Origin of the sequence: Cytobacillus sp. FSL H8-0458 (assembly GCF_038002165.1) — a bacterium.
Classification (GTDB): domain Bacteria; phylum Bacillota; class Bacilli; order Bacillales; family Cytobacillaceae; genus Cytobacillus.
On record NZ_JBBOBR010000002.1, the window covers coordinates 429,965 to 453,347 of the forward strand.

General features: G+C 43.8%; 16 protein-coding genes. 3 read left to right on the forward strand and 13 right to left on the reverse strand.

Annotation, left to right across the window (positions count from 1 at the left end; all coding sequences use genetic code 11):
• Nucleotides 1–44 precede the first annotated feature (44 nt).
• From NYE23_RS23395 to NYE23_RS23445, 11 genes are all read right to left on the reverse strand, one after another.
• Nucleotides 45–1,664, reverse strand: a complete 1,620-nt coding sequence (locus NYE23_RS23395) for an ABC transporter substrate-binding protein (RefSeq protein ID WP_341081625.1) — start codon at nucleotides 1,662–1,664, stop codon at nucleotides 45–47.
• Nucleotides 1,665–1,936: 272 nt separating this feature from the next.
• Nucleotides 1,937–3,202: a cytosine deaminase gene (locus NYE23_RS23400; RefSeq protein ID WP_341081627.1), complete on the reverse strand. Its 1,266-nt coding sequence runs from the start codon at nucleotides 3,200–3,202 to the stop codon at nucleotides 1,937–1,939.
• On the reverse strand, nucleotides 3,192–4,460 hold the full coding sequence (gene codB / locus NYE23_RS23405) for a cytosine permease (protein ID WP_341081629.1): 1,269 nt from the start codon (nucleotides 4,458–4,460) through the stop codon (nucleotides 3,192–3,194). Before codB ends, NYE23_RS23400 begins: the two co-directional genes overlap by 11 nt.
• A 366-nt stretch (nucleotides 4,461–4,826) precedes the next feature.
• Nucleotides 4,827–5,183 (reverse strand): SpoIIAA family protein, encoded by a 357-nt coding sequence (locus NYE23_RS23410; RefSeq protein WP_341081630.1) that lies wholly within the window; start codon nucleotides 5,181–5,183, stop codon nucleotides 4,827–4,829.
• Nucleotides 5,184–6,013: 830 nt separating this feature from the next.
• Nucleotides 6,014–6,904 carry an acyl-ACP desaturase gene (locus NYE23_RS23415; protein WP_035327741.1) on the reverse strand — a complete coding sequence of 297 codons (891 nt, stop codon included), beginning with the start codon at nucleotides 6,902–6,904 and terminating at the stop codon, nucleotides 6,014–6,016.
• 285 nt (nucleotides 6,905–7,189) lie between these two features.
• Nucleotides 7,190–8,500, reverse strand: a complete 1,311-nt coding sequence (locus NYE23_RS23420) for a hypothetical protein (RefSeq protein WP_341081634.1) — start codon at nucleotides 8,498–8,500, stop codon at nucleotides 7,190–7,192.
• A 21-nt stretch (nucleotides 8,501–8,521) separates the two neighbouring features.
• Nucleotides 8,522–9,760 (reverse strand): M20 family metallo-hydrolase, encoded by a 1,239-nt coding sequence (locus tag NYE23_RS23425; protein ID WP_341081635.1) that lies wholly within the window; start codon nucleotides 9,758–9,760, stop codon nucleotides 8,522–8,524.
• A 56-nt stretch (nucleotides 9,761–9,816) separates the two neighbouring features.
• Entirely contained in the window at nucleotides 9,817–11,091 is a 1,275-nt protein-coding gene (locus tag NYE23_RS23430; protein ID WP_341081638.1) for a M20 family metallo-hydrolase, read from the reverse strand.
• A gap of 20 nt (nucleotides 11,092–11,111) precedes the next feature.
• Nucleotides 11,112–12,659: an AbgT family transporter gene (locus tag NYE23_RS23435; protein ID WP_341081639.1), complete on the reverse strand. Its 1,548-nt coding sequence runs from the start codon at nucleotides 12,657–12,659 to the stop codon at nucleotides 11,112–11,114.
• Between the two features lie 519 nt (nucleotides 12,660–13,178).
• Nucleotides 13,179–14,600: a M20 family metallopeptidase gene (locus tag NYE23_RS23440; RefSeq protein WP_341081640.1), complete on the reverse strand. Its 1,422-nt coding sequence runs from the start codon at nucleotides 14,598–14,600 to the stop codon at nucleotides 13,179–13,181.
• Between the two features lie 17 nt (nucleotides 14,601–14,617).
• Nucleotides 14,618–15,913 carry an amidohydrolase gene (locus NYE23_RS23445; RefSeq protein WP_341081642.1) on the reverse strand — a complete coding sequence of 432 codons (1,296 nt, stop codon included), beginning with the start codon at nucleotides 15,911–15,913 and terminating at the stop codon, nucleotides 14,618–14,620.
• A gap of 234 nt (nucleotides 15,914–16,147) precedes the next feature.
• Here NYE23_RS23445 and NYE23_RS23450 point away from each other — a divergent pair, with 234 nt between their 5' ends.
• From NYE23_RS23450 to NYE23_RS23460, 3 genes are all read left to right on the forward strand, one after another.
• Nucleotides 16,148–17,044 (forward strand): DUF1672 family protein, encoded by an 897-nt coding sequence (locus NYE23_RS23450; protein ID WP_341081643.1) that lies wholly within the window; start codon nucleotides 16,148–16,150, stop codon nucleotides 17,042–17,044.
• 474 nt (nucleotides 17,045–17,518) lie between these two features.
• Nucleotides 17,519–18,391 carry a DUF1672 family protein gene (locus NYE23_RS23455; RefSeq protein ID WP_341081646.1) on the forward strand — a complete coding sequence of 291 codons (873 nt, stop codon included), beginning with the start codon at nucleotides 17,519–17,521 and terminating at the stop codon, nucleotides 18,389–18,391.
• A 13-nt stretch (nucleotides 18,392–18,404) separates the two neighbouring features.
• On the forward strand, nucleotides 18,405–20,519 hold the full coding sequence (locus NYE23_RS23460; protein ID WP_341081649.1) for an SA1320 family protein: 2,115 nt from the start codon (nucleotides 18,405–18,407) through the stop codon (nucleotides 20,517–20,519).
• A 330-nt stretch (nucleotides 20,520–20,849) separates the two neighbouring features.
• On the opposite strand, the gene NYE23_RS23465 is transcribed toward NYE23_RS23460, so the two are convergent.
• Together NYE23_RS23465 and NYE23_RS23470 are read right to left on the reverse strand one after the other, a co-directional pair.
• Complete coding sequence (locus NYE23_RS23465; protein WP_341081651.1) at nucleotides 20,850–21,350, reverse strand: hypothetical protein; 501 nt, start codon at nucleotides 21,348–21,350, stop codon at nucleotides 20,850–20,852.
• A gap of 367 nt (nucleotides 21,351–21,717) precedes the next feature.
• On the reverse strand, nucleotides 21,718–23,370 hold the full coding sequence (locus tag NYE23_RS23470; protein WP_341081653.1) for a DUF4127 family protein: 1,653 nt from the start codon (nucleotides 23,368–23,370) through the stop codon (nucleotides 21,718–21,720).
• Between the last annotated feature and the right edge of the window lie 13 nt (nucleotides 23,371–23,383).

Genomic DNA, 23,383 nt, shown 5'->3' on the forward strand with positions numbered 1-23,383 from the left:
TTAAATATGAAAAGAGTCCCCCGCAAACGCAGGGGCTCTGGCTGTTAATTCGTTAAGTAAACCTTCGTAAAGTCATCATCTTCCATTGGGTGTGCAGTGAATCCCTGGACATAGGCTGCCATTGCGATTGGCGGTGTTGTATGTGCAAGCGTCACCCACGGGGCATCTTTATGAAAAATTTCCTGAGCCTCTTGGTAAAGCTTTGCCCGTTCTTCCTGGTCAAATGTTACACGGGCGTCCTGCAAAAGCTTCGTGAATTCTTCGTTTTCATAGAACGCACGGTTGCTGGCAGGTTTCTCCGTATTTGTTGCACTCAGGTTCGGGAACAGGAAGTTATCCGGATCGGCCATAACGCCTGTCCAGCCGTATAAGCCCATTGGGTGTTCCCCGTTTCCTGACTTTTGAAGGTACGTTGCCCATTCATAGGTTACGATCTCTGCTTCGATGCCAACTTTCTTCAGATCTGACTGGATGGCTTCTGCCACCTTCATTGGCTGAGGCATATACGGCCTTGGGTTGCTCATCGCCCAAAGCTGGGTCTTGAATCCATCTGGATAACCAGCTTCTGCCAATAGTTTTTTCGCTTCTTCCACATTGAATTTGTAGTCTTCAATGCTGTCATTATAGCCCCAAAGCACGGATGGGAATGGGTTTTTCGCCACTTCGGCATAGCCGTTATAAAACGCATCCACAATCGCCTGTTTATCAATGGCCATATTAACTGCCTGACGGACTTTAACATCATCAAAAGGGGCCATTTGTGTGTTGAGAACCATGTAGCCGATGTTAAAGCTTGGGCGCTTGACAAGACTTAAGTTTGAATCAGCTTCAATGGTCGTTGCATCATCCGGATTTAACCCATCGATGATATCGACTTCCCCCGCCTGAAGAGCAGTAAGACGTGAGGAATTCTCCGGAATTACACGGAAAATCAGCTCATCCAGGTATGGCCCTTCACCTGCATAATCTTCATTTTTCTTAAGGACGATTTTGTCATTGGTTTTCCAGCTATCAAATACGAACGGGCCAGTTCCCACTGGATTTTGATAGAATTTGTCACCATGCTTTTCAATCGCCGCCGGACTTGCAATTCCAAACATAGGTATAGCCAAATAGCTGATAAATGGAGCTGTCTTTTCCGTTAATTTAAACTCTACTGTTGATTCATCAACTGCTTTTACATACTCGATCTTATGGTTAGGGTCTCCTTTAAAGCCCCCATACAAGAAAGGGTAGTAAGGAAAATCCCCTTTGTGGTAGGGGTTTTCAGGATCCATCCACCGATCGAAGTTGAACACGACTGCATCTGCATTAAAATCGGTTCCATCCTGGAACTTGATGCCCTTTTTCAGTGTAATGGTCCATGTCAGTCCATCGTCAGAGACTTTGTGAGATTCGGCTAATCCCGGCTGGACTTCAAGATTTTCGTCATAAACAAACAGTGTTTCAAAGATATTGCTTGTTACACGGATGGATTCGCCATCCGTTACATTTATGGGATCCAGCCCAATAGCGTCAGCACCGCGGGCATAAATTAATGAGCCTCCCTCTTTTGGTTCGCTGCTGCTGCCGCCTGATGCTTTTTCACCGCTGCTGGAACATGCTGAAAGCAGCAATGAAAGAATCAGTAAAATGCTTAAAACTAGTGAAGACTTGCCTTTCATCGTTTTTCCCCCTTGTGATTTTTATGTAGATGAAAGTAAGAAAAAGTCTTATTTTTAGACTTTTCATACTTTTTAATAAAAATTAGTATATATTAGATTATCGAAATATTCTACTATATTTTTAGAGTCGAAATGTTTATTTTGTAAAGCTTGTCTTATCAGCTTCTTTACCACCAGGATTGTAAGCGATTACATTAATTTCCGTACTTTCTAATAATTTTATGGATAAGCAAAAAAACTGACCCAGTCAGCCTGAGCCAGTCATTCTTCTATCATTTATGAAAATCTACTTTCATTTTTTCTTCACCAAACACCACTGATGTCTGGCTGGGTTTCGTTTCAGCAATTATTTTTCCATTTCTTATCGAATACCTGACAGCCGCCTGCCTCCTGATTGCTTCATACTCATTTTCCGCATCAAGAATAATCAGATTGGCCGGCTTTCCTTCTTCAATTCCATATTTCTCTTCAATATTTAATGTTTTAGCACTGTTATTTGTTATAAGGTCAAACGAGTTAACAATCTGCTCATACCCCATCAGCTGTGACACATGGATGCCCATATGGAGCACCTGCAGCATATTGCCGGTGCCAAGCGGATACCATGGATCGAAGATGTCGTCATGGCCGAAGCTAACATTCAGCCCTGCTTCGAGCAGTTCTTTTACTCTTGTAATTCCCCTGCGCTTCGGATACGTATCAAAGCGTCCCTGCAGATGGATGTTTACGAGCGGGTTTGCGACAAAGTTTATGTTTGATAGCTTTAACAGTCTGAACAGTTTGTAGGTATAAGCATCATTATAAGAGCCCATTGCCGTTGTATGGCTGGCTGTTACCCGGCTGCCCAATCCGCGTTCATAGGCTTCCGCAGCCACAACTTCCACAAAGCGCGATTGTTTATCATCGATTTCATCGCAATGGATATCGACAAGGCGGTCATATTTTTCGGCAAGATCAAAGGCCGTTTTCATTGAAGCAACGCCGTACTCCCTTGTGAACTCGAAATGAGGAATGCCTCCTACTACATCAGCCCCCATTTTCAGCGCTTCCTCCATGAGCTCTGCGCCGCTTGGATAAGAATTAATTCCCTCCTGCGGGAAAGCTACCAGCTGGAGGTCCACATAGTCAGCCATTTCTTCTTTTACTTCCAGCAGGGCTTTTAAAGCAGTCAGACTGGGATCTGTTACATCCACATGTGTGCGGACATGCTGTATTCCCTGTGCAATTTGCCATTTCAATGCCGTTTTGGCCCTTGTTTTCACATCTTCATGTGTCAGAGTTTCTTTTCTTTGTGCCCATCTTTGAATGCCTTCGAATAATGTTCCGCTCTGGTTCCATTCCGGCTCGCCTGCAGTCAGGGTTGTATCCAGGTGAATATGGGGTTCGATGAAGGGTGCCGAAACCAGGGAACCTGCAGCGTCCAGAGTTTCCTGGCTGGCATCAACTTCACCTTGTGATAAGCTATGAATCTTTTCATCTCGTATCGTTATATTCCATAAGCCTTCGCGGCCTCTGAGTTTCGCGTTTTTAATAATCACTTCTTAGTTCCCCTTCCCTGACTGTATTTCTGCCTTGTAAAGAAGCAGCCAATTTTGATGCCAGGACAAATGTGATTGCTGATCCTAACAGCGAGTTGATTGGCGGAATTCCCGGTACAAAATTTGCCGCAGCTACGCCGGCTGCCCATGCAAGGATCGCGATCCAGTTAACGGCCTTAAACTTCATATCTGCAAACTTCTTGTACTCTCCGCGGTTTACGATAAAGTAATCTGCCAGGATAATAGCTCCGATTGATGGGAGTGTTGATCCCAGAATCGTCAGGAAGCCGACAAAGTTGTTGTACAGCCACATGGCCGCAATCGTTCCGACAATCCCGTTGAAGATGACAACCTTTCCTTTTCGGATTTTCAAAATGCTCGCAAATCCTAAGCCTGATGCATATAGAGCGTTATCGTTCGTTGTCCAGATATTTAACCCAAGAACCAGAATCGCCGGGAAAATCAATTTTTGGATGAACATAACTTCTGAGATATCCGATTGCCCTGTTGCAATCGCACCGATTGCACCGAACAGGAACATAATCGAGTTTCCGATGAAGAAGGCGATGACGGTTGATACTACCGCTGAACGCTTTGTATTTGAGAATCGCGCAAAGTCAGGAGTCAGCGTGCCCGCACTGATAAACGAGCCGACGCAAATTGTTAAAGCAGCTGCCAGACTAATGGCCTCTGTTGGCTGATATTGCATAAGTCCTTCCAGACCGCCTGCTGTTTCGGTTGCTTTAAAAACGGAGAAGCTTCCAAGAATAGTGATTAAAGGTACTGCTATGAAGCTTAAGATTGCCAGTGCCTTCATACCGAAGAAGGCTGTGCCTGTCATCAGGAGACCTGCCACCGCAATCAGAAGATACGCATCAATGCCTGTTACTTTTTGAACCGGCAGTGCAAACATCGCTACCCCAACTCCGAACCAGCCAACCTGGGTGGCAGCCAGCAGGAAGGATGATAGATAGGATCCTTTTTCACCAAAAGCATAGCGGGTAAGCAGATGCGTTGATAATCCGGTTTTAGCTGCGATATAGGCAAGTGCTCCTGTATAAGCACCCAAAATCAAGTTGCCTGCCAGAACGATTCCGATAAACTGAATGAACGTTAATCCTGTTCCAAGCGTTCCGCCTGACCACATGCTGGCTGAGAAGAAGGTCAGTCCGAGCATCACCACAAGCATTTTCCAAAATCCATTGCGGTGCCCTTGAGGTACCGCTTCTAACGAAAAATCCAAATCTACTTTTTTCATACCAATTCCTCCAATCGTTTTTTGAACTGGTACCGAAGGATCTTCGATAGTAAGTGGATGGAAAAAGAAAAAGGCTTCTCGCCGTTTTCCGACAAGAAGCCTTTTTCCCGCATGAAGAACCCTTGGGCAGGATATACCTCACCCATTGGTCATCATACTTCCGCTGTCCTTGTCAGCCTCACGGGACTGATTTAAAGGTACCAGTATTTAATTGTCTACTATTATTTCAGAAAAGATTAGTAGTGTCAAGGTGGAATTTTCTAGGGGAATGATGTGACGGGTTGTCACCTTGGCATTGAAGGAAAGCTTAAGTGCCTAATATCCTGCGATCTAACATAGAAGTTAGCCCTTCCAAAAGGAATAGGGCTATTTCAATATCCACGACCAGGCTTCCTCAAGCTGATGGCCTTCAAAGTATTCAACCGCGATCCCCGGCAGGTAGTTCGTGACCTTTGAGACTGTGCCTATCCAGTCTTTATCACTGACAACAGCGAATTTATTAAACTGCTTCCACCTTTTTATATCAAATTCCATTCCTTCCGTTGCACCCTGGAAACTTGTTCCGTCTACATCCGTCATGATGGCGAGGATATTGAATTTCTGGTCATCTTTAAAATTCTCTCTCACGTATTGATCAAGCTTTTCAGCATCTTCCTTTGTTGCATTGCCATTGAAAGCGAGGGCAATGGTAGAGGGTGAGCGGGATTCTATGAATTGAAGCATACTGATTACCTCCAAGTGGTTTTATTGGGGTAAATTCCCGATTAAGAGGGCTGCAAAACTCTCGGTGAGGAGTTTTTTAATGGAAATGGTGTGCTATTTGCAGGTTTTGCTTTCTGTTTGCAAGTTTTTCTTACTATTTGCAGAATGAGAAACTCTAATTGCAAGTTGGCGATTCTATTTGCAGAAATCCAGATTCTATTTACAGCGTTCACAATTCGGTTCTTTTCCAACAAAAATAGATCCAGCCATCGCGCCGGTTCTATTTATTTGTAAATGGTGTGCTATTTGCAAGCTTTGCTTTCTATTTGCAAGTTTACCGCTACTATTTGCGGAATGAAGAACCCTATTTGCAAGTTTACGATTCTATTTGCAAAAATCCAGATTCTATTTGCAGCGTTCACAATTCGGTTCTTTTCCAACAAAAATAGATCCAGCCATCACGCCGGTTCTATTTATTTGTAAATGGTGTGCTATTTGCAGGTTTTGCTTTCTATTTGCAAGTTTACCGCTACTATTTGCGGAATGAAGAACCCTATTTGCAAGTTGGCGATTCTATTTGCAAAAATCCAGATTCTATTTGCAGCGTTCACAATTCGGTTCTTTTCCAACAAAAATAGAACCAGCCATCACGCCGGTTCTATTTATTTGTAAATGGTGTGCTATTTGCAGGTTTTACTTTCTATTTGCAAGTTTACCGCTACTATTTGCGGAATGAAGAACCCTATTTGTAAGTTTGCGATTCTATTTGCAGAAATCCAGATTCTATTTGCAGCGTTCACAATTCGGTTCTTTTCCAATAAAAATAGAACCAGCAACGCCGGTTCTATAAATTATTTCTTGCTGTAAAATCGATCCCGAACCTTTTTGAGGCGGGCATGATAGTTTAGGATATCAAGTCTTGCTTTCTCTGCTTCAGGTGCGATCGGCCGAAGCTTTTCAATTTCCCAATAGTCTATAATGACATCGAGAACCTGATCAAAGTATTCAAGCGGACCATAGTTGGCCTCTTTTGCGATGATAGCCATCCGGTTTTCAAAATCAGGCATGACTGCACCCGGCATTTTAAAGTTCATAATGACGTTCGCCAGGTAGTAGCAATAGTTAGGCTCTAATTGCAGGTGATGTTTAATAACGTCTCTGTAAAAAGTATAATGCAGGGTCTCATCCTTAGCCAAACGCCTCAGCAGGCTGGACAAATCCTTGTCATGAGGTCCTGCCACCTTTGCTACATTATAGTAAAACACCATGGTGGCCAGCTCCTGCATGGAGGTATAAACCATCGTTTCAAATGGCGTATGGAAATCAGGATTCCAGCCGTTTTCGACTGTCTGCTTATGCAGCTGGTGAAGCCTGCCCGGATGGACATTACGCGTGATTAAGAGATAGGTTTCAAGCAGGTTGGAGTGCTGATCCTCTTCCGCTGTCCAGGTATGCACAAATTCCTTAATAACACTCAATGACCCTTTAAATGTCTGATCCAAATAAGAGGTGAACCACGGGAGATTCACTTCTGTCAGGAGAGCTGTCTCCACAGCGGTAATGACAGACTCCGGTAGCGTCACCTGGCTTTCATCCCATGGTACACGCCGGAAATCCTGGGCTTTATCCCATGGAAGAAATTCGTGATAACCCCAATCTATTTTTTCAGCACGCTTTTTATGCTCCTCATACAATTCCCTTACCTTCGGCTCAAGACGAAAATCGAGATGATTTGTTAACAAGTGTAAACCCCCATTGCTATTTTATTGCTAACTATTATGACCTGTTACTAATTTAACTATATCACATTTCTGCGTTAACTAACTAATATAAAAGTCGAATTTTCGGGAAATTAAGATTTTTATACCTCATTTCTTATTTAGATCAATAGTCTTGAACATTTTTCCATCAGTACATATCTGCCTGTTTGAAAAGTTAAAAAAACCAAAAAACCCAGCTGAATAATCAGCCAGGCTTTTTGAAATGTTTGATTAAACTTTTATTCAATCACATTAAGCTCCTGTTTTTCAAAGCTTCAACTCATAAACCTTCCGCGGCCGCCCGCGCTGCCCGGGCTGTTCTTCACCCGTCACTTTGGCAAGCCCCAGCCTCTCAAGCTCAGCCATAATCCTTCTTGAGTTGCGTTCGGTGTTCTTCAGCCATCTTGAGACTTCCTGTGCCGTGACGATCTTTTTTTGATAGTGCCTTGAAAGGTATTCGATTTTGGATACGATTGCCGGATTGATTTTGGCGCCTTTAAAGCGTTCTTCCCATTCCTCTCCCCAGATGCGCTGCTGGTAGGAAATTGCTTCTTCGCCGCTCTCGGAAAGGTGTTCCTTAATTTCCTTGTTCTCATCGACACTAATCACAGGAGAAGCTTTCTGGTCGCGTGCATATTGGAGGGCGAGCCGGACGTTCTGTTCTGCATCATATGCCGTCAGCCCGTAGCCCACACCAATTCTGACCTTCAGCTTGCTGTGGATTTTCGCTTCTTCAATAAGAGAGTACATGGACGCTTCCTGAAAATGCATCTCCAATTCGCCCCTGGTTGTATAAATAAAGAATAATCCATCCCCAATTTGCACAAAGGAGCCTTGCACTTTTTCGGCATAGTCAAGCATGACCTGCTTGATTTCCAGCTCATGCCGCTTCATTTCATAGGTAAAATGCTGCTCTTCGAGGGAGCTTGGAGAGTGAACGACTTCCATTCCCATAATCGCTATCTGGGAGCGTTTATACCAGTTGGATTGGCCTCTTTCCCTTAAGTAGCGGAGCACAAGTTTGATTGCAACAGGTGACGGTACCACCCGGTAACAGGGAATCCCCTGCTCTCTCAGCCGATCGTGGACTTCCTGAACACAAGTCAATGCGACCTCCGTTTGTCCTTCCTCATAAAGCTTTTTATGAAAACGGATGATTTCCTCTGCCGGTTCGTATTCATTGTAAGAAAATGTGTGGATGTTCAAATCTCCTAAAAAATATGTATTCTTTAGTGTATCCAGCTCAGATTCCTGAATGGTGTCCAAGCTTGCCTGCTGAAATCCGCCTTCCCTGATATGCGCTTCAAGGAGTGTTCCCAGCAGGCTGGAGCCATATAGAGGGGGATAATGGGCGTTTTCTTCCCCGATCAGCCCTTTTGAACGCGCGTAAAAATAAGGGGCCTGTCCGGAGAAAAACCATAAATCGATTTCCGTTTTATGTTCCCTGATAATCTTTTCCGTTTCTTTTGTTTCCTTATAAATGTATGGAATCATCTCAAGCTCGCTGTATTCACGCGACAAGGCAAGAATGTGTCCAACGGAGTCTCCCGGTCCCACTACCCCAACGCGAATCTTCATTCTTTTCCACCTGCTTCTTCTTTATATGCTTGTTTCAGTTTTTAAATAGTGTGCGATAATCTTTGTTCCCATTTCCAGATCTTCAATAGAGGCAAACTCCTCAGGATGGTGGCTGAGGCCATTCTTGCATGGAATAAATAAAAGCCCTGAAGGCCATTTGACCGCCATGTTCATCACATCATGGCCTGCGCCGCTTTCAAGCACCAAGGCTTTGTATCCCAACGCTTCACCTGATTGCTGCAATTTTCGCATCACCGCCTCATCAAGCTGAACGGATGGATTATGAACAAGCGTTTTTACTTCTATTGTAACACCAAAAGTTTCTGAAAGCTGATGACATTTTTCACGGATCAACTTCTCCATTTCTTTTTTCAGTGAATCATCCACACTGCGGATATCAATTCCAAGCTCAACCGTTCCGGGAATCACATTCATGGCGTTCGGCTTTAGATCAAAGGTGCTTGCTGTTGCCACAATCGGGACCGCACTGGAATCCGATAAAGCAAGAGCTGTCTCTGATATGAATGGAACGAGAGGTGCGGCCGCGACAAAGGCATCCTTTCGTTTGCCCATTGGCGTCGTTCCTGTGTGCCCCATCTGTCCATTGATGATTATCTTTAAGCGGATTGGACAGGCAACTGCCGTTACTGCTCCAAAGTCCGCGCCGGCGTCTTCCACTCTTGTTCCCTGCTCAATGTGAAGCTCGATAAAACTTTTTAAAGCTGACTCCGGCCGTTCAGCTTCTTCAATTGCATCCCATGACAGTCCCATGTCCTCGACTGCCTGGCGGATGGTGATGCCATCCTCATCCGTTACACCTTCCACTTCATTCTTATTAAGGAGGCCGCTCATTGCCTTGCTGCCAATGGTTGATACTCCAAAACGGGATGATTCCTCAGATGCAAAACAAATGACTTCTATTGGTGAAGCAGGCTGGAACCCTTCTTCTTTCAATTTCGTTACGGCAGCCAGACCGCAAAGGACGCCGGCCACTCCATCATAGCCTCCTCCGCCTTTTACCGTATCCACGTGAGAACCTACGGCAACAGCAGGTGATGAATCTTCAGCTTCCCAGCGGGCAATCGCATTCCCCGCTTCATCTCTTCGAACCTTCAAACCGATATCCTCAGCAATGGAAACAAATACTTCAATGGCCCGCCATTCTTCTTCCGTGTAGCCTAAGCGGCAGAACCCTTCTGCCTGGTTCATGCTGTCTGTTAAATTCAACGCTTTCAGATGCGTATCCAGCCATTCTTTCATCTTTAACACTCCTCCCTGATCTAAAATGAGGCAGATTGCTCTGCCTCATCCAATTCTTAATTAAATTTTTTTATAGCTTCAAACAGCAGCTGAACGGCATTCATCATCGTTTCTTCATTAATATCAAACTTCTCGTTATGATGGCCTGCTGCCAGTTCTGTACCGAAAATGCAGTATGTGGCCTGTCCTCCATTTTGCTGAACACGCTCCATGAAGAAGGTTGCGTCTTCAGAACCTGCAGGTGAATTGTCTTCAAAAATGCTTTCTTTTATATAGGAAGCTTCTTGTGCGCATGCATGCAGGACGGATGCCAGCTCCTCTGAACCTTGAGCACTAATGGCCTCCCCCACAGTATGAATCTTGTATTCTACTCCATACATTTGGGCTGATCCTGCGATAACAGCTTCGGCCTGGGCTTTGACATATTCGTTAATTTTAGTCGTTTCCCCGCGTGTTTCAATTTTCAGCACCGCTTTATCTGCGATAATATTGCGGCCTGAGCCTGCATGCAATTCACCCACGTTGATGCGGGTTGCCCCTTCTGAATGACGCGGAATAGCGTAAATATTCAGAGCGGCAGAAGCGGCTGCCAGCAGGGCGTTTTTCCCCTCTTCCGGATTTCCGCCTGCATGGGAAGAAACTCCTTTAAACGTTACATCAAGTTTCGATGTAGCAAGAAATCCGTTTTTTGATGCCACAAAATGTCCATCTGGAACTCCTGTGCCGATATGAGAAGCAATTAAATAATCCACATCGTCAACAACTCCGGCTTCGGCCATCGAACGGGCCCCGCGGGTGCCTTCCTCGGCAGGCTGAAAAATCAGTTTGATTTTCCCCTTAAGGCTGTCTTTATTTTCAGCAATCAAGCTTGCCAGGCCAAGCCCGATGGTTGTATGGGCATCATGTCCGCAGGCATGCATGGTGTTTGGAACTGCAGACCTGAATCCTTCTTTTTGCGGAAAATGGCTGTCTGCTTCTGATTCATGGATTGGCAATGCATCCATATCCACACGGAAGGCAATGGTCGGCCCTTCCTTTTTCGTATCCATTGTCGCGACAATGCCTGTGTATCCATCTTTGAAGGGTTCAATATAATCTTTTTTCGCCCCATTTTCGAGTGCCCATTGATAATGTGCTGCTGTATCTTCTTGATTCGGCTTCCCCATAAAATAATCAGCGGCCATTACCTGCCTGCCCATTTCCAGCCCGAAGCCAAGCTCATCCAGGATCGATGCGACAATGGAGGCTGTCCGCATTTCCAGGAAGCCTCCCTCTGGATAACGGTGAAAATCACGCCGCCACCCTTTTAATTGATTTTCAAGATTACTCACTTTTTAACCACATCCTATTCTTATAGATAAGGACCGATTCCCGGACCAAACGGGATTCCAAAGAAGACGAATACTAAAAGCATAATGATCCACGTGATCAGGAACGTAACCGAGTACGGAAGCATTAAGGAAATAAATGTTCCAATTCCCGCTTTTTTGTCATACTTCTGCATAAACGACAGGGCGATAACCATATATGGCATCATCGGTGTCACGATATTAGTAGATGAATCTGCTATACGGTAAGCCACTTGCGTGAATGCAGGGTGGTAGCCAAGCTGCATAAACATTGGAACGAAAACTGGTGCTTCAAGCGCCCACTTCGCAGAACCTGAAGTGATCAGGAAGTTCAGGGAAGCTGTAAAAATAATATAGCCGATAATCAGGCCAATTCCGGTAAATTCCACATCTTTCAGGAACTCTGCTCCATTAACCGCTACCCATGTTGCGATGTTAGACCAGCTGAAGTAAGCGATAAATTGAGCAATTGCGAAGATTAAGACAATATAGGATGCTAAATCCTTCATAGCCTCTGCCATGAAATTTGCCACATCCTTACTGCTCTTAATGTTGCCTACTGTTACTCCATAAACAGTTCCGATAATAATGAAGAAGAAGAGAATGATTGGAATAATGCCATCCAGAAATGGAGATGGAACAAGTCCGCCATCTTCATTAGTTAACGGGCTATTTGGTATAAAGATCGCTCCTGCAATAAGGGCAATATAGGCGAATCCGGCAATTGCTGCATTCCTCAGGGCCTTGCCGGCTTTAGGCGGATCTTCTGTAATAGCTTCTTTAACCTCATCGCCTTTGTATTCTCCAAGGCGCGGTTCAATGAATTTCGTCGTGACAAGTCCGCCGACAATGGTTAAAACAAATACGGAAACAATATTAAAATACCAGTTATCAATTGGTGTAACGACAATATTCTCGTCAATAATCTTTGCAGCTTCTGTTGAAATCCCTGCCAAAAGTGCGTCTGTTCCTGCAATCAGCAGGTTAGCTGTAAAACCGGCACCAGCTGATGCATACCCTGCTGCCAAACCGGCAATCGGGTTACGGCCGATTTTATAGAACACCATTGCTGCAAGCGGCGGCACCAGAACCATCGCGGCATCTGATGCGATATTTCCCATGATCCCGACAAACACAACAGTGTACGTGATTAATGCAGGAGGTGATTTTAAAATTGTTTTCTTAATGGCATAATCCAGCATGCCGACTTTCTCGGCAAGCCCGATTCCGAGCATCATGGACAAAACCAGTCCAAGCGGCGCAAATCCCGTGAAGTTATCGAGCATGGACGTTAGAATAAACTCCAGACCTTCTGCAGACGCCAGATTTTTAACCTCCAGCTCTTCTCCAGACCCTGGGTGGACAACAGTAGCACCAAAGGCGCTAAATATTGCTGAAACAATAATGACAAGCACTGCGAGCCCGGCAAATAATATAAATGGATCCGGGAGCTTGTTTCCTACCTTTTCGACTCCATTGAGGAACCGCTGGGCAATCCCTGGCTTTTTGCTTTCCGTTACCACTTTCTTTCCTTGTTTTTCTGTTTTCATATACTCCCCTCGCTTTTCTGTTTTTGGATTTTGCTGCTTATGAATGAAGCCTCGTTGGTTTTCTGCTTGCTTTCGCGTTCTGGTAAACTCGCCGGGTTGAGATTCACCCCTCGGGTAATCCGGGTTCGGACTCAAAACCCTGTATTTCTGCTTTCTCTGTCCGAAGTTGCCTCGGGTTCGGACTCAAAACCCCGTATTTCTGCTTTCTCTGTCCGAAGGTGCCTCGGGTTCGGACCCTAATGCTCGCATTTCTGCTTCTCTGTCCGAAGGTGCCTCGGGTTCGGACTCAAACCCCCGTATTTCTGCTTTCTCTGTCCGAAGCTGCCTCGGGTTCGGACTCAAAACCCCGTATTTCTGCTTTCTCTGTCCGAAGGTGCCTCGGGTTCGGACTCAAAACCCCGTATTTCTGCTTTCTCTGTCCGAAGTTGCCTCGGGTTCGGACTCAAAACCCCGTATTTCTGCTTTCTCTGTCCGAAGTTGCTCCAGCTCAGACTCACTCGCTCCCGTCCAAATGGGAGCCTACTTTAAAGCAGAAGGCTTAACCTCTTTCGGAATTGGACATGTGTAAGGATTAGCTTCCTTAAACTCTTTAAATTCCTGTTTAACAGCTTCCAATTTTTCCTGGTCGGTCAGCAGTTTTACACCGGTTAATGCCATGGCTTCTGCTGCCCGGAGCATCCCTTTGTGGGCATAGCTGCTGATGCCTTGTGTGGTCATCTGCCAGGTATGCAGCGGTGTTCCCAATGCTGATGTTGAGGCTGTCAGCTGTGCGGTTGGAACAACCCAGCTTACATCTGAGACATCGGTAGAGCCGGCAAGGACTTCTTTGGAAGGTTCATAGGCTGAGATGGTTTCAGCCAGGTATTTCCCCTCAAATTCACTGCCGTCCCCCACATAGCCAAACCCTCTTAAAATATCTAAATAGCTTTCTTTCTCACCATCTGACAGGGTTGTCCAAATCTTTTCGGCAAAGGCCTTTTCTTCTTCATCCGGTTTATCGATGCCAGCTTCCTGAAGACTTTGATAGAGAATTTTTTCAAGGCTACGGTTTTGAATGTAATTAGAGCAGGCCTTGTCAAACTCAATGGTAAGCTCTGTTTCTGTCATCAGGGCTGCACCTTCCGCGATTTTGCATATCCGTTTATAGATTTCGTCCACCTGCTGAACCTTTGGCGCCCGGATCAGATAAAGGACCTCGGCGTCTGCCTGTACGACATTCGGCGAGATGCCCCCTGTGTTGGTAATGGCGTAATGCATTCTGGCTTCAGGCACGACATGCTCGCGAAGGTAATTCACTCCTACGTTCATGAGCTCGACCGCATCGAGGGCACTTCGTCCAAGATGAGGCGAGTTCGCCGCATGTGAGGACAAGCCTTTAAATCTGAAATAAACCTGATAGTTTGCAAGACTGGATAAGCTCATGATGCTGTTTCCCGGAGATGGATGCCATGTTAAAGCTGCGTCCACCCCTTCAAATACTCCTTCGCGGACCATGAAGGTTTTTCCGGAACCGCCCTCTTCACCCGGACAGCCAAAGAACTTAACCGTCCCAGGCAGATTGTTTTCTTCTAAATATTTCTTTGCTGCACAGGCTGCCGCAAACGCTCCGGTCCCCAGCAGATTATGCCCGCAGCCATGGCCGATATTCAGCTCGGTTGGCTCGTACGAAGTTTTATTTGGCATCTGCCCCAATCCGGACAGAGCATCGAATTCACCAAGAAAACCAATAACAGGAGCTCCGCTTCCGTAAGAAGCTACAAAAGCGGTTTCAATATTTCCAGCATTCCGTTCAACCTGGAAGCCTGCTTTTTCACATTCAGAAGCCAGGAATTCTGCTGATGCATACTCTTCAAATCTAGTTTCAGGATGATGATAGATATACTCGCTTATTTTTTCAAATGTCTCTTTATTTTCTGCCAAAAAGGTTTTTGTAAAGTTCATGATTTCCTCCCTTAATTCTAAATGGCCGAACCGCCATTTAAGATATGAATATAAGCATCGACCGCAACCAGTAAAGCACCTTCGTCAAAATCGAATTGAGGATGGTGGTGAGGATAATCAAGCTTCGTCCCAAACAGCATAAACGTAGCTTTGCCGCCATGCTTCTGGACCCTGTTCATCATAAAGCTGACATCTTCCGATCCGGAGACAGGGACAGATGGCAGCACTTCCTTCACAAGCTCGCTTGATGCACACCATTCGGTAATTTTCGGGATCAGCTCTTCATCACAGACAACCACTTCCGTAACTCCGACTGCTTCGAGTGTGCAGGACACATCGTGCATATCTGCTGCCGCCTGAAGAATCCGGGTTGCTTTTTCAGCCATATATTGTGCAATTTCCGGAGTCTCACCACGCACCTCAATTTCCATATAGCTGTCTCCCGGGATGATGTTCCTGCCGCTTCCTGCGGCCAGCTTCCCAACATTCACCCTGGTGACACCATCATGGTGGCGCGGAATGCCGTAAAGGTTGTTAGCAGCTGTTGTCGCTGCCAATAAAGCATTTTTCCCGAGTTCGGGATTGATGCCGGCATGTGAGGAAACTCCTTTAAAGTAGGCATTATATTTAGTTGAAGCCAGAAATCCCGGCGTTGTAGCTGCAATTGTTCCAACGGGCAGGGATTTAATGCCAATGTGGCCTGAATAAAAATAATCAACATCATCAAGCCAGCCTTTGCCTGTCATGGCCCGAGCCCCTCGTCCACCTTCTTCTGCCGGCTGAAACAAAAGGGTAAAACGGCCCTTAAGCTGGTCACTATAGGAAGAAATATACTGAGCTACCGCAAGGCCGATGGCGGTATGCCCGTCATGTCCGCACGAATGCATCACATTCTCTTCTTTTGAGACAAATTCGTATTGAGCTGGACGATGGGCAGGATCTGAAGATTCGTTGATCGGCAGGGCGTCAATATCAAAGCGGAAACCAACATGGTCTCCTGTTCTGCCAGTATCCCAGACTGCCACAAGCCCGGTATTGCCGCCGCGCATTTGATCAAGCCAGGACTCTTCAACTCCCCATTCCCTCGCCCTTTTCTCTTGTGCCTCCAGATCAGATTGTGCAGGAAGCCCCATACGGGAATTCTCTTCAAGCGCGTCTTTCCCTATATAAAGTTTGAAACCCATCTTTTCCAGTTCTTTTCCGATCCGGTATGTAGTGATGTACTCCATGAACCCCAGTTCAGGCAGTGCATGCAAAGTGCGCCGCCATTTGATCAGCTGGGGAGTTATTTTCTCTATAAAGCTGCTGTCCATTGTGATCCCCCTTGTTGAAAGTTATTTCGGACATTTTCCGTTTTATTACCTTAAATGTATTATACACATATTATTAGAAAATTCAAATTGGTTTTTATTCAAAAAATAATCTAACTACAATACCTTTTTCCTAATTTACATATTTAGTGTAAAATTTCATATTTAATACTGTAATAAAACTACTTTTCACACTAAAATAAAGGCAATCATCTAATCTGGAGGAAAAACATACCTATGAAAAGAATATTCCTGCTTGTACTAATTGGGTTGTCTATTTTTCTTGGAGGGTGTTCCAGTTTCTTTCGTGATAGCGAAGAGGAACATATTCAAAAAGTGTATATCCGTGTTCAGGATTACACTGGGGAAGAATACCGTCAGCCTTTTGGGAAAAAAACGGATAAGATTGCTGAAGCAAACCAGGATGTGATTGAGGAAGCCACTATTAAATATTTCAAGGAAACATACAAAACCGATGTGAAGGTACATAATATGGTCGGTGTTCTGGAGGGTGTTAAGGTATTTGTGGAATCAATAGGTGAACCGCATTTTTATACTTATGCTTATGTACAGATCCAGGATAATAAGGTGCTGCCTCACCTCATTGGGGCTGAGAAATACGAAATACAGGAAGCCATTCAGGGCGGTTTATATCACATGATTTTTGAAGAAGAATTCAAAAAACTCGATGGTTATTTAGAGTCACTTGCAGAAGAAGGGCACGTTACAGGGAAAACAAAGGAAGCTCTTCAGAATGCAGGCGGCCTCGGTTTTATGACTCCCTATTATTTTATTAACATGCTCAGTGCTGAGGCAGCGATTAAACCAGTATATGACCTATACTTAAGAAACCCTGATGCCAGTAAAAAAGAGTTAAGGAATGCCTTTGCTGAAAACCTATTTGACTCAGAAAATCTCTCTATTAATATTCAGCTATTCATGAGCGATAAAGGTGCAGAGCCGAGTGAGGAAATTTTCAATCGGGTAACCAGGGATCTCGAAGAAATGAGCGGTATTCCCAAAGGGTCCTATAGCTTTACTTTAAATGACAACCTGATTCAGAGAGAAACGTTTCAAGGTGTTAAAGATAATTCTTTAAGGAGGAGCTATCCGGATTATATTGTGAGAGATTAAAAGGTTGGTGAGGTATCAATAAGGAAAGTGTCGAGAAACTAAAAACTGCATTTGATGAAAGTAAATTTCCAGCAGAAATTTTAACAATCGGCATTCAACTATTTATGAAAGACATGGATGCTAAGCCAAGTGAAAAAATCTTTAATCAAGTTGGAAAAGATCCGGAGGAAATGAAAAACATTCCAAGAGGCTCTTTGGGGGATAGTTCTTATGCTTCAGACCATTAGAAACAACTTGGACAATCTAACTATAGTACAATATTCCCCACCCCCCCTCTTACTATTTACCTATTTTTACCTAAAAAGTGTAATTTTCCACGTTTAAACTGTAAAATTATAACTCTATCCGCTAAAATAAGGGATATAACTTTGAATGGCACATTCCTTTAGGGAGGACATTTAACTAATGCGCAAAAAAACAAAAATTTTACTATGCAGTGTTGGAATATCATTAATGCTTGGAGGATGTTCTGGTATGAATAGCACAAATAACAATCAAGACACTGAAAAAACAAAAGAAACACAGGCTGCCGCCTCTGAAGAAACAATGGTAAGTGTTCAGGATTATACCGGGGAAGGCTATGCACTTCCATATGGAAAAGAAACGGATAAAATCGCTGATGATCATCTTGCTCAAATAGAGGAAGCTGCCCTCAATTTTTTTAAGGAGAAATATAAGACCGATGTAACGGTGCATAATGTGGTTGGGGCAAAGGATGGGGCTACTGTGTTTGTTGAATCCAAAGGTGAGCCGCATTTCTACACTTATGCTGTAGTGCCCATTGATGAACTGGAAAAGAAAGTGATGACAGAAAAGATTTGGGCTGATGAATTCCAGGTGGAAAATGCCATTAAAGGCGGATTGTATCACATGATCTTTAATGAAGAGTTCAAGCAGCTCGACGAATATCTTGAGACTCTTGCAGCAGAAGGTCAGGTAACCGGAAAAACAAAGGATGCTCTCCAAAATGTGGGCGGACATGGATATATGACTCCCTATTATTTTTTAGCATTAACAAGTAAAGAAGAGGCTATTAAACCAGTCTATGACCTTTATATTAGTAATCCTGAGGAAAGTGTGGAAAATTTGAGGAATGCCTATGAAGAAGGCTCCTTTAATCCTGAAAACTTCAAAATCAATATTCAGTTATTCATGGCTGACAAGCAGGCAGAGCCAAGTGAAGAGATATTCAATCAAGTTACGGAAGAGCTGGAAGAAATGAACTCAATACCTATGGGCACCTACAGCTTCTCTCTCAATGATAACTTCATTGATAAACAGAGTTCGGAAGGTTCTAAAGAAAACTCTTTTAAACGCGGATTCCCGGATTACATTATTAAGGAATAAAGCAGGTGAATATATGGATACTCTAAAGGGTTCACCAAATATTAATACGGATATAGCAGCAACTAATGATAAAGATTTAGTGGAACTGGCCGGCCTTCATGCCTATACCTATCCGCTATTTGAATCAGTGCTGCAAGTAAATAATACAGATTATACGGTTATTGATACCCATTATGAAGACCCCACTGGCCTTGATGCAATGACAGTAGTAAATATGGAAACAGAGGAAATATCCATCATTTATGTCGGCACCGATGCAAGCGGAAAATATGGCAAGAAGGATATTCTGACAGATGCACAGCTTTTAAGTGATCTGACTCCGGCCCAGCTGAGCGCAGCAAGAAGCTATTATACTGAAATGAACCAAAAGTATAGCCAGGTTGGCGGCGTTAAATCAATCGCGGGAAATTCACTTGGCGGCGGTCTGGTTGGTGCAGTAGCAGTGGAAAATCCAGATGTAAACGCTGTTACCTTAAACCCTGCACTGCTTCCTGAGGGGATGGTGGACCCTAACCAAACGTATGATAACATCACAAACTACTTCAGCAGCTACGATGTGCTGACTCAGACTTTAATCGCATTGGATCTGCATGGCAGGATTCCGGGAAAACAGTATGAAATCTTCAATGGGATTCCAGAATTCTCAAAGCTTGCTACAAACCATACAGGCTATCTGAGGAATGAAGATGGCACTCAGTTTTATGTTATCGGTGAAGTCGGCAAGCCAGGCTATGGCAAAATCTATGTGGATGCTGATGCCCATATCGTATCCAGCATCTGGACGGGAGTACCGCTGTATGGCGGGCACTCCGACCGCATCGAGATCAACAAGGAGAACCTGGATCTTCTTGCTTCCTCCCTGCAAAGCCATGTAATGGAAAGACTGAACCTTGCTCACGAGTACCTGGGCAATTCGGTTGCCATTGTAGACGATGAAGCAAACCGTTATTATGAACGGCTCAGCCGCCTGCAGAAGATTTTCGAAGAGATGTTTGAAAATCTGATCAGTGAACCGCTGTTTATGGGGATTACTTCGATCAGCAATCGATTAACGGCCGAGATTGATCATTTGGTCTCTTTATTAAATGTGGCGGAAAGCCATGCTAAATCCCTGAACTATATATTGAATTCCCCGCCTGCTGAGCTGCTTGAACATATTTTCCGGACGAACGTCAGCGTGGAAAGCATCTTTAATGAAATCCGCGGCTTTTTATATGATTTGAAAGCAGATGTTCAGGATCTTTCCAAAAGCCTTATCCGGATTATTTCCAATAAAATCCCGGAACTTTTTGAGGGCGGAAAAGAACTCTGGTATGATGCTGTAGTCAGTGAGTTAAAAGCTCATTACGGGATCGTTAACAATAACAGGGATAAGCTTCTTTCGCATATCGGCGAATATCAAAAACAAGTTCAGGATGTTGCCTCTAACTTTCATGACAGGGATCTTTCCCTGGGACAGTCGATTAGAAGCAAATCCACCCATTCCAATTCTATATCCGTGCAGGGAACGAACACGTATAAGCTGGAAGATTCCCCTTATATGGAGCTTAGGATGAAGATTAAGGAATTCCAGATGGATACGTCTTATTCTGCTTTCACTGCATCAACCCAGGCACTTCTCTTTCCTATCTTGCATAAGGGCTGGGTGATTACCCTGAACATTGAAAATGCACTTGAACTCCTGTCGAGCACTATCAAAGGCGCAACCAAATTCGCCTTGGACTACACCATCCCCGGCAAGTTATTCGGCCTGTTTTCGGACTTTGACGATAAAATTCGAAACAGCGTCAACAACGCGCTGGAGCCTTTGGATGAATTTGCCGGCACGATTGAAGGCATCAGAAAAGGTTTAGACAGATTAATGGCGGAGTATCCTACTCTATTAGAGAATTTCAGGCCTTATGTCGAGACAGCCATATTCAATAACAGCGGTTACTATAATGTCCACCTCTATAACCTTGCATCCATTGCTATTTTAAGAGAAATGGAAATGCTGTTTGATGATGTGGTGTTTCAGCTGGGGCATCATAAAGCTGAAGCCATTGAGGCATTGTGTGAAGTTTCTAAAAAAGTGAAGGGTAATATGGGGATATTGTATGAACAGGTGGATCGCGGGACGATTAATTAATAGGATTTAAAAAACCGGGCTGAGTGGCAGCTCGGTTTTCCTTTTATATAGGCTGTATTTGATAGTTTATTTGCAGAATTTAATTATCTATTTGCAAATTGATTGCTCTATTTGCAAGTTTCCGGCTCCTATTTGCAGCCTCATTGTTTATTTGCAGGTTTCCGGTTCCTATTTGCAAGTTTGATCGCTCTATTTGCAGGTTTTCGCCAGCTATTTGCAACCTCAATAACTCTATTTGCAGGTTCACCATACCGCCAAAATCCTGCTCTTTTTGCAGCCCTCTGGTGCGTTTCTCATACATAAGCTAGATTCATCAAACGTTAGATTGAATTACTCTTCCTTTGAAGAAAGATACTCCTCTAACAGCTCTCTAAAAAGCTCATTCAATTCCTTATTTTTTTGCCCCTTCAGCCATTCCACCTGGTTTATGGGCAGGTTTAATTTAAGTGTGATTTTTTCATTCGGCATCTCGACTTTTCGTATTTCTTCCAGCGTAATGCCAGCTTCAATATCGGGAAAGTCCGGATGATCCTCTCTTATTCTTAAGAGCCCTTCATATGACTCTTCCGGATCTATTTCGCAAAATAAGCTCAGCCGGGGCAGCTTTCCCGGCACAGCCTTTAGAAACATAAAGGAGCTTATCTGCCCGCCGTCTTCCAATTCAACTTCTGTAATCAGACTGTCTCTGTCCTGATATTTTCTTAAAGTAACTTCGCTTACAATCATGTCTACTTCCAGCGTACTTCCGGAAGACGATTCAAAAATATAGATGGCACTGTTAAACACATAGATTTCTTCCCCATCGAGGTTTATTGATTTTATACCAGCCATACCTGCTCCTCCATACCTAGGATGTTCTAACATATAGACGTTTCAATATAGTTAAGTACATCATATCAAAAATCTCTATTTATAAGGGGAGATATCTAAATGACTGTCCTTAAAAGTTTACTAGTCCTGAAACCTTACGGAGCATATCAATGGTATTCTCAATAGAAAGGCTAGCTCAGCATCGCCAAGCCAGCTATAACACTTTACAGTATATGAGGTCGGTTTATTAAATAGATGGTAATTGGCCGCACAGCCAATTCTCAAGGCAGTTAAGGCTGTATCCCTGGAAAAGCCAACATGGTAGAGAATACAAGAACGAAGGCATCCGGAATACATTAATAAATTCATTGTGAAAAGTTATTAAAGATCATTTAAGATTTACTTCCGGTTCCAGCTCCGCTTCAAAAATCCTCGGCCAAGGAAGCTTAACATGGACACTTTCTAAAGAATCGATCGTCCTGTAAAAATCCTTGTTTCCCCTTTTTCCAATATAAACGTGTTTCCCCTTGAAATGCTGGAACCATTTTTGTGTTTCTAAGGTTAATTGATCATGAACAAATTGATTAACTAAGTCGTAATCTTCACCTAATCCCCATTCACTTGCGCCGATTTTGGTTATATAGGCCCTTGCTGCAGGATGAACAATGTTTTTGTAACTGTGATCTTTTGAGAATCGATGAAGCAGGAATTCATAATGTGCTTCTGCTGTGTCTTCATAAAGTGGTACACCAAATCCTGAAGTTTGTTCAAGAAATGCAGTACGGGCAGCAGCATGACCAATTGTAATGCCAATTGTATTGCCAGCAGTATTCCAGCCGCTATAGGCAAGAAGTTTAGTTAAATCGATTTTCTCAGTTAGTTGGCTAATAAGCAGAGCATCCGCCCGATTAACCTCAATCACATCCCCGATAGCAACCTGCTTTCCTGCTTTAATAAGGTCACTTGTTCTATTTACCATTTTTTCGACATCTATAGTTCTCTTATTTTTATCACTTGAAGGAGTATTCAATAACAGGTGGATATCCGCACCCTTTTCATCTTCGGCAATCTTGCCGCCTGAAGCGGTAATGTGCCTGATTACATTATAGTCGAAGGTTGTATCCTCAAATGGTGCAATCCAGTCCTTTCCGTGAATACCGCCGTAATCAATATAAAATGATGGTTCTGTATTAAACAGCTGCGTTACGAATCTGGATACTAATACCACATCAACTTCATCTGCTCCAGGGAATACGGAAACTTGATCCTCCAACCCGTATTCTGTTACCTTTTCAACTAGAATCTCTCTTTCTGCGCGGTGAAGGCCATGAGGAGCAGCATCATCCTGGGCCAGAATCAAATAATCAATTGAACCGTCGTTAACCCAATCAATTAACAGTTTATTAATAGAATGGTTTCTTGCTCTCGCATTTAGATAATCCTGCAGCACAGATTCCGGTATTTCGGATTCTAATTTCTCAAATTCAGCTCGATATTCTTCCATTCCCAAGTTAATGACCTGATCATATAATATTGCCCATCTTCTGATTTGATCGTAGTATTTCAAGTATTCATCGCTAATGGCTGTTACGGCAAGCCGCTGAATGGTGTCATAAACGTATACAGGCTTTTCAGGATAAAGCTCTTTTAGTTTTTTAATTAACTGTATATCAGAAAGTGCCTCTTCCTCGGATTTCACTCCAGTACGGGAAGCAATTAATCCCCCATACGCCAGCATACTGGCTGAAATCACAAACCCATCTGCCTCTTCAGCATTGTCCAATAGCCACTTGCTGATTTCTTTGCCATTTCCAGGCTCTGTGTAAAAACCAATCATATCGGTTGGCGGTGTTATGACTTCAACACCCGCTGTTTTTCCAACTTGCTGCGGAAAATAGAGATTAGCGGGTCGGTCATCCAATGGAACCATGAGAATTTTAGCTAAACCAACCTTCTTTTCTGTAGCCTCCATTTCACCTAGATTACCAAATAACAACAGAACAGCCATACATGCTGAAAACAAAGCTTTCCATCTATTCACGCCTTCTCCTCCT

What these genes read in the sequence shown, in the direction of transcription:
- NYE23_RS23395 (WP_341081625.1), bottom strand. Translation starts at nt 1,664, where the DNA reads ATGAAAGGCAAGTCTTCACTAGTTTTAAGCATTTTACTGATTCTTTCA.
- codB (WP_341081629.1), bottom strand. Translation starts at nt 4,460, where the DNA reads ATGAAAAAAGTAGATTTGGATTTTTCGTTAGAAGCGGTACCTCAAGGG.
- NYE23_RS23410 (WP_341081630.1), bottom strand. Translation starts at nt 5,183, where the DNA reads ATGCTTCAATTCATAGAATCCCGCTCACCCTCTACCATTGCCCTCGCT.
- NYE23_RS23420 (WP_341081634.1), bottom strand. Translation starts at nt 8,500, where the DNA reads ATGAAGATTCGCGTTGGGGTAGTGGGACCGGGAGACTCCGTTGGACAC.
- NYE23_RS23425 (WP_341081635.1), bottom strand. Translation starts at nt 9,760, where the DNA reads ATGAAAGAATGGCTGGATACGCATCTGAAAGCGTTGAATTTAACAGAC.
- NYE23_RS23435 (WP_341081639.1), bottom strand. Translation starts at nt 12,659, where the DNA reads ATGAAAACAGAAAAACAAGGAAAGAAAGTGGTAACGGAAAGCAAAAAG.
- NYE23_RS23440 (WP_341081640.1), bottom strand. Translation starts at nt 14,600, where the DNA reads ATGAACTTTACAAAAACCTTTTTGGCAGAAAATAAAGAGACATTTGAA.
- NYE23_RS23445 (WP_341081642.1), bottom strand. Translation starts at nt 15,913, where the DNA reads ATGGACAGCAGCTTTATAGAGAAAATAACTCCCCAGCTGATCAAATGG.
- NYE23_RS23450 (WP_341081643.1), top strand. Translation starts at nt 16,148, where the DNA reads ATGAAAAGAATATTCCTGCTTGTACTAATTGGGTTGTCTATTTTTCTT.
- NYE23_RS23455 (WP_341081646.1), top strand. Translation starts at nt 17,519, where the DNA reads ATGAATAGCACAAATAACAATCAAGACACTGAAAAAACAAAAGAAACA.
- NYE23_RS23460 (WP_341081649.1), top strand. Translation starts at nt 18,405, where the DNA reads ATGGATACTCTAAAGGGTTCACCAAATATTAATACGGATATAGCAGCA.
- NYE23_RS23465 (WP_341081651.1), bottom strand. Translation starts at nt 21,350, where the DNA reads ATGGCTGGTATAAAATCAATAAACCTCGATGGGGAAGAAATCTATGTG.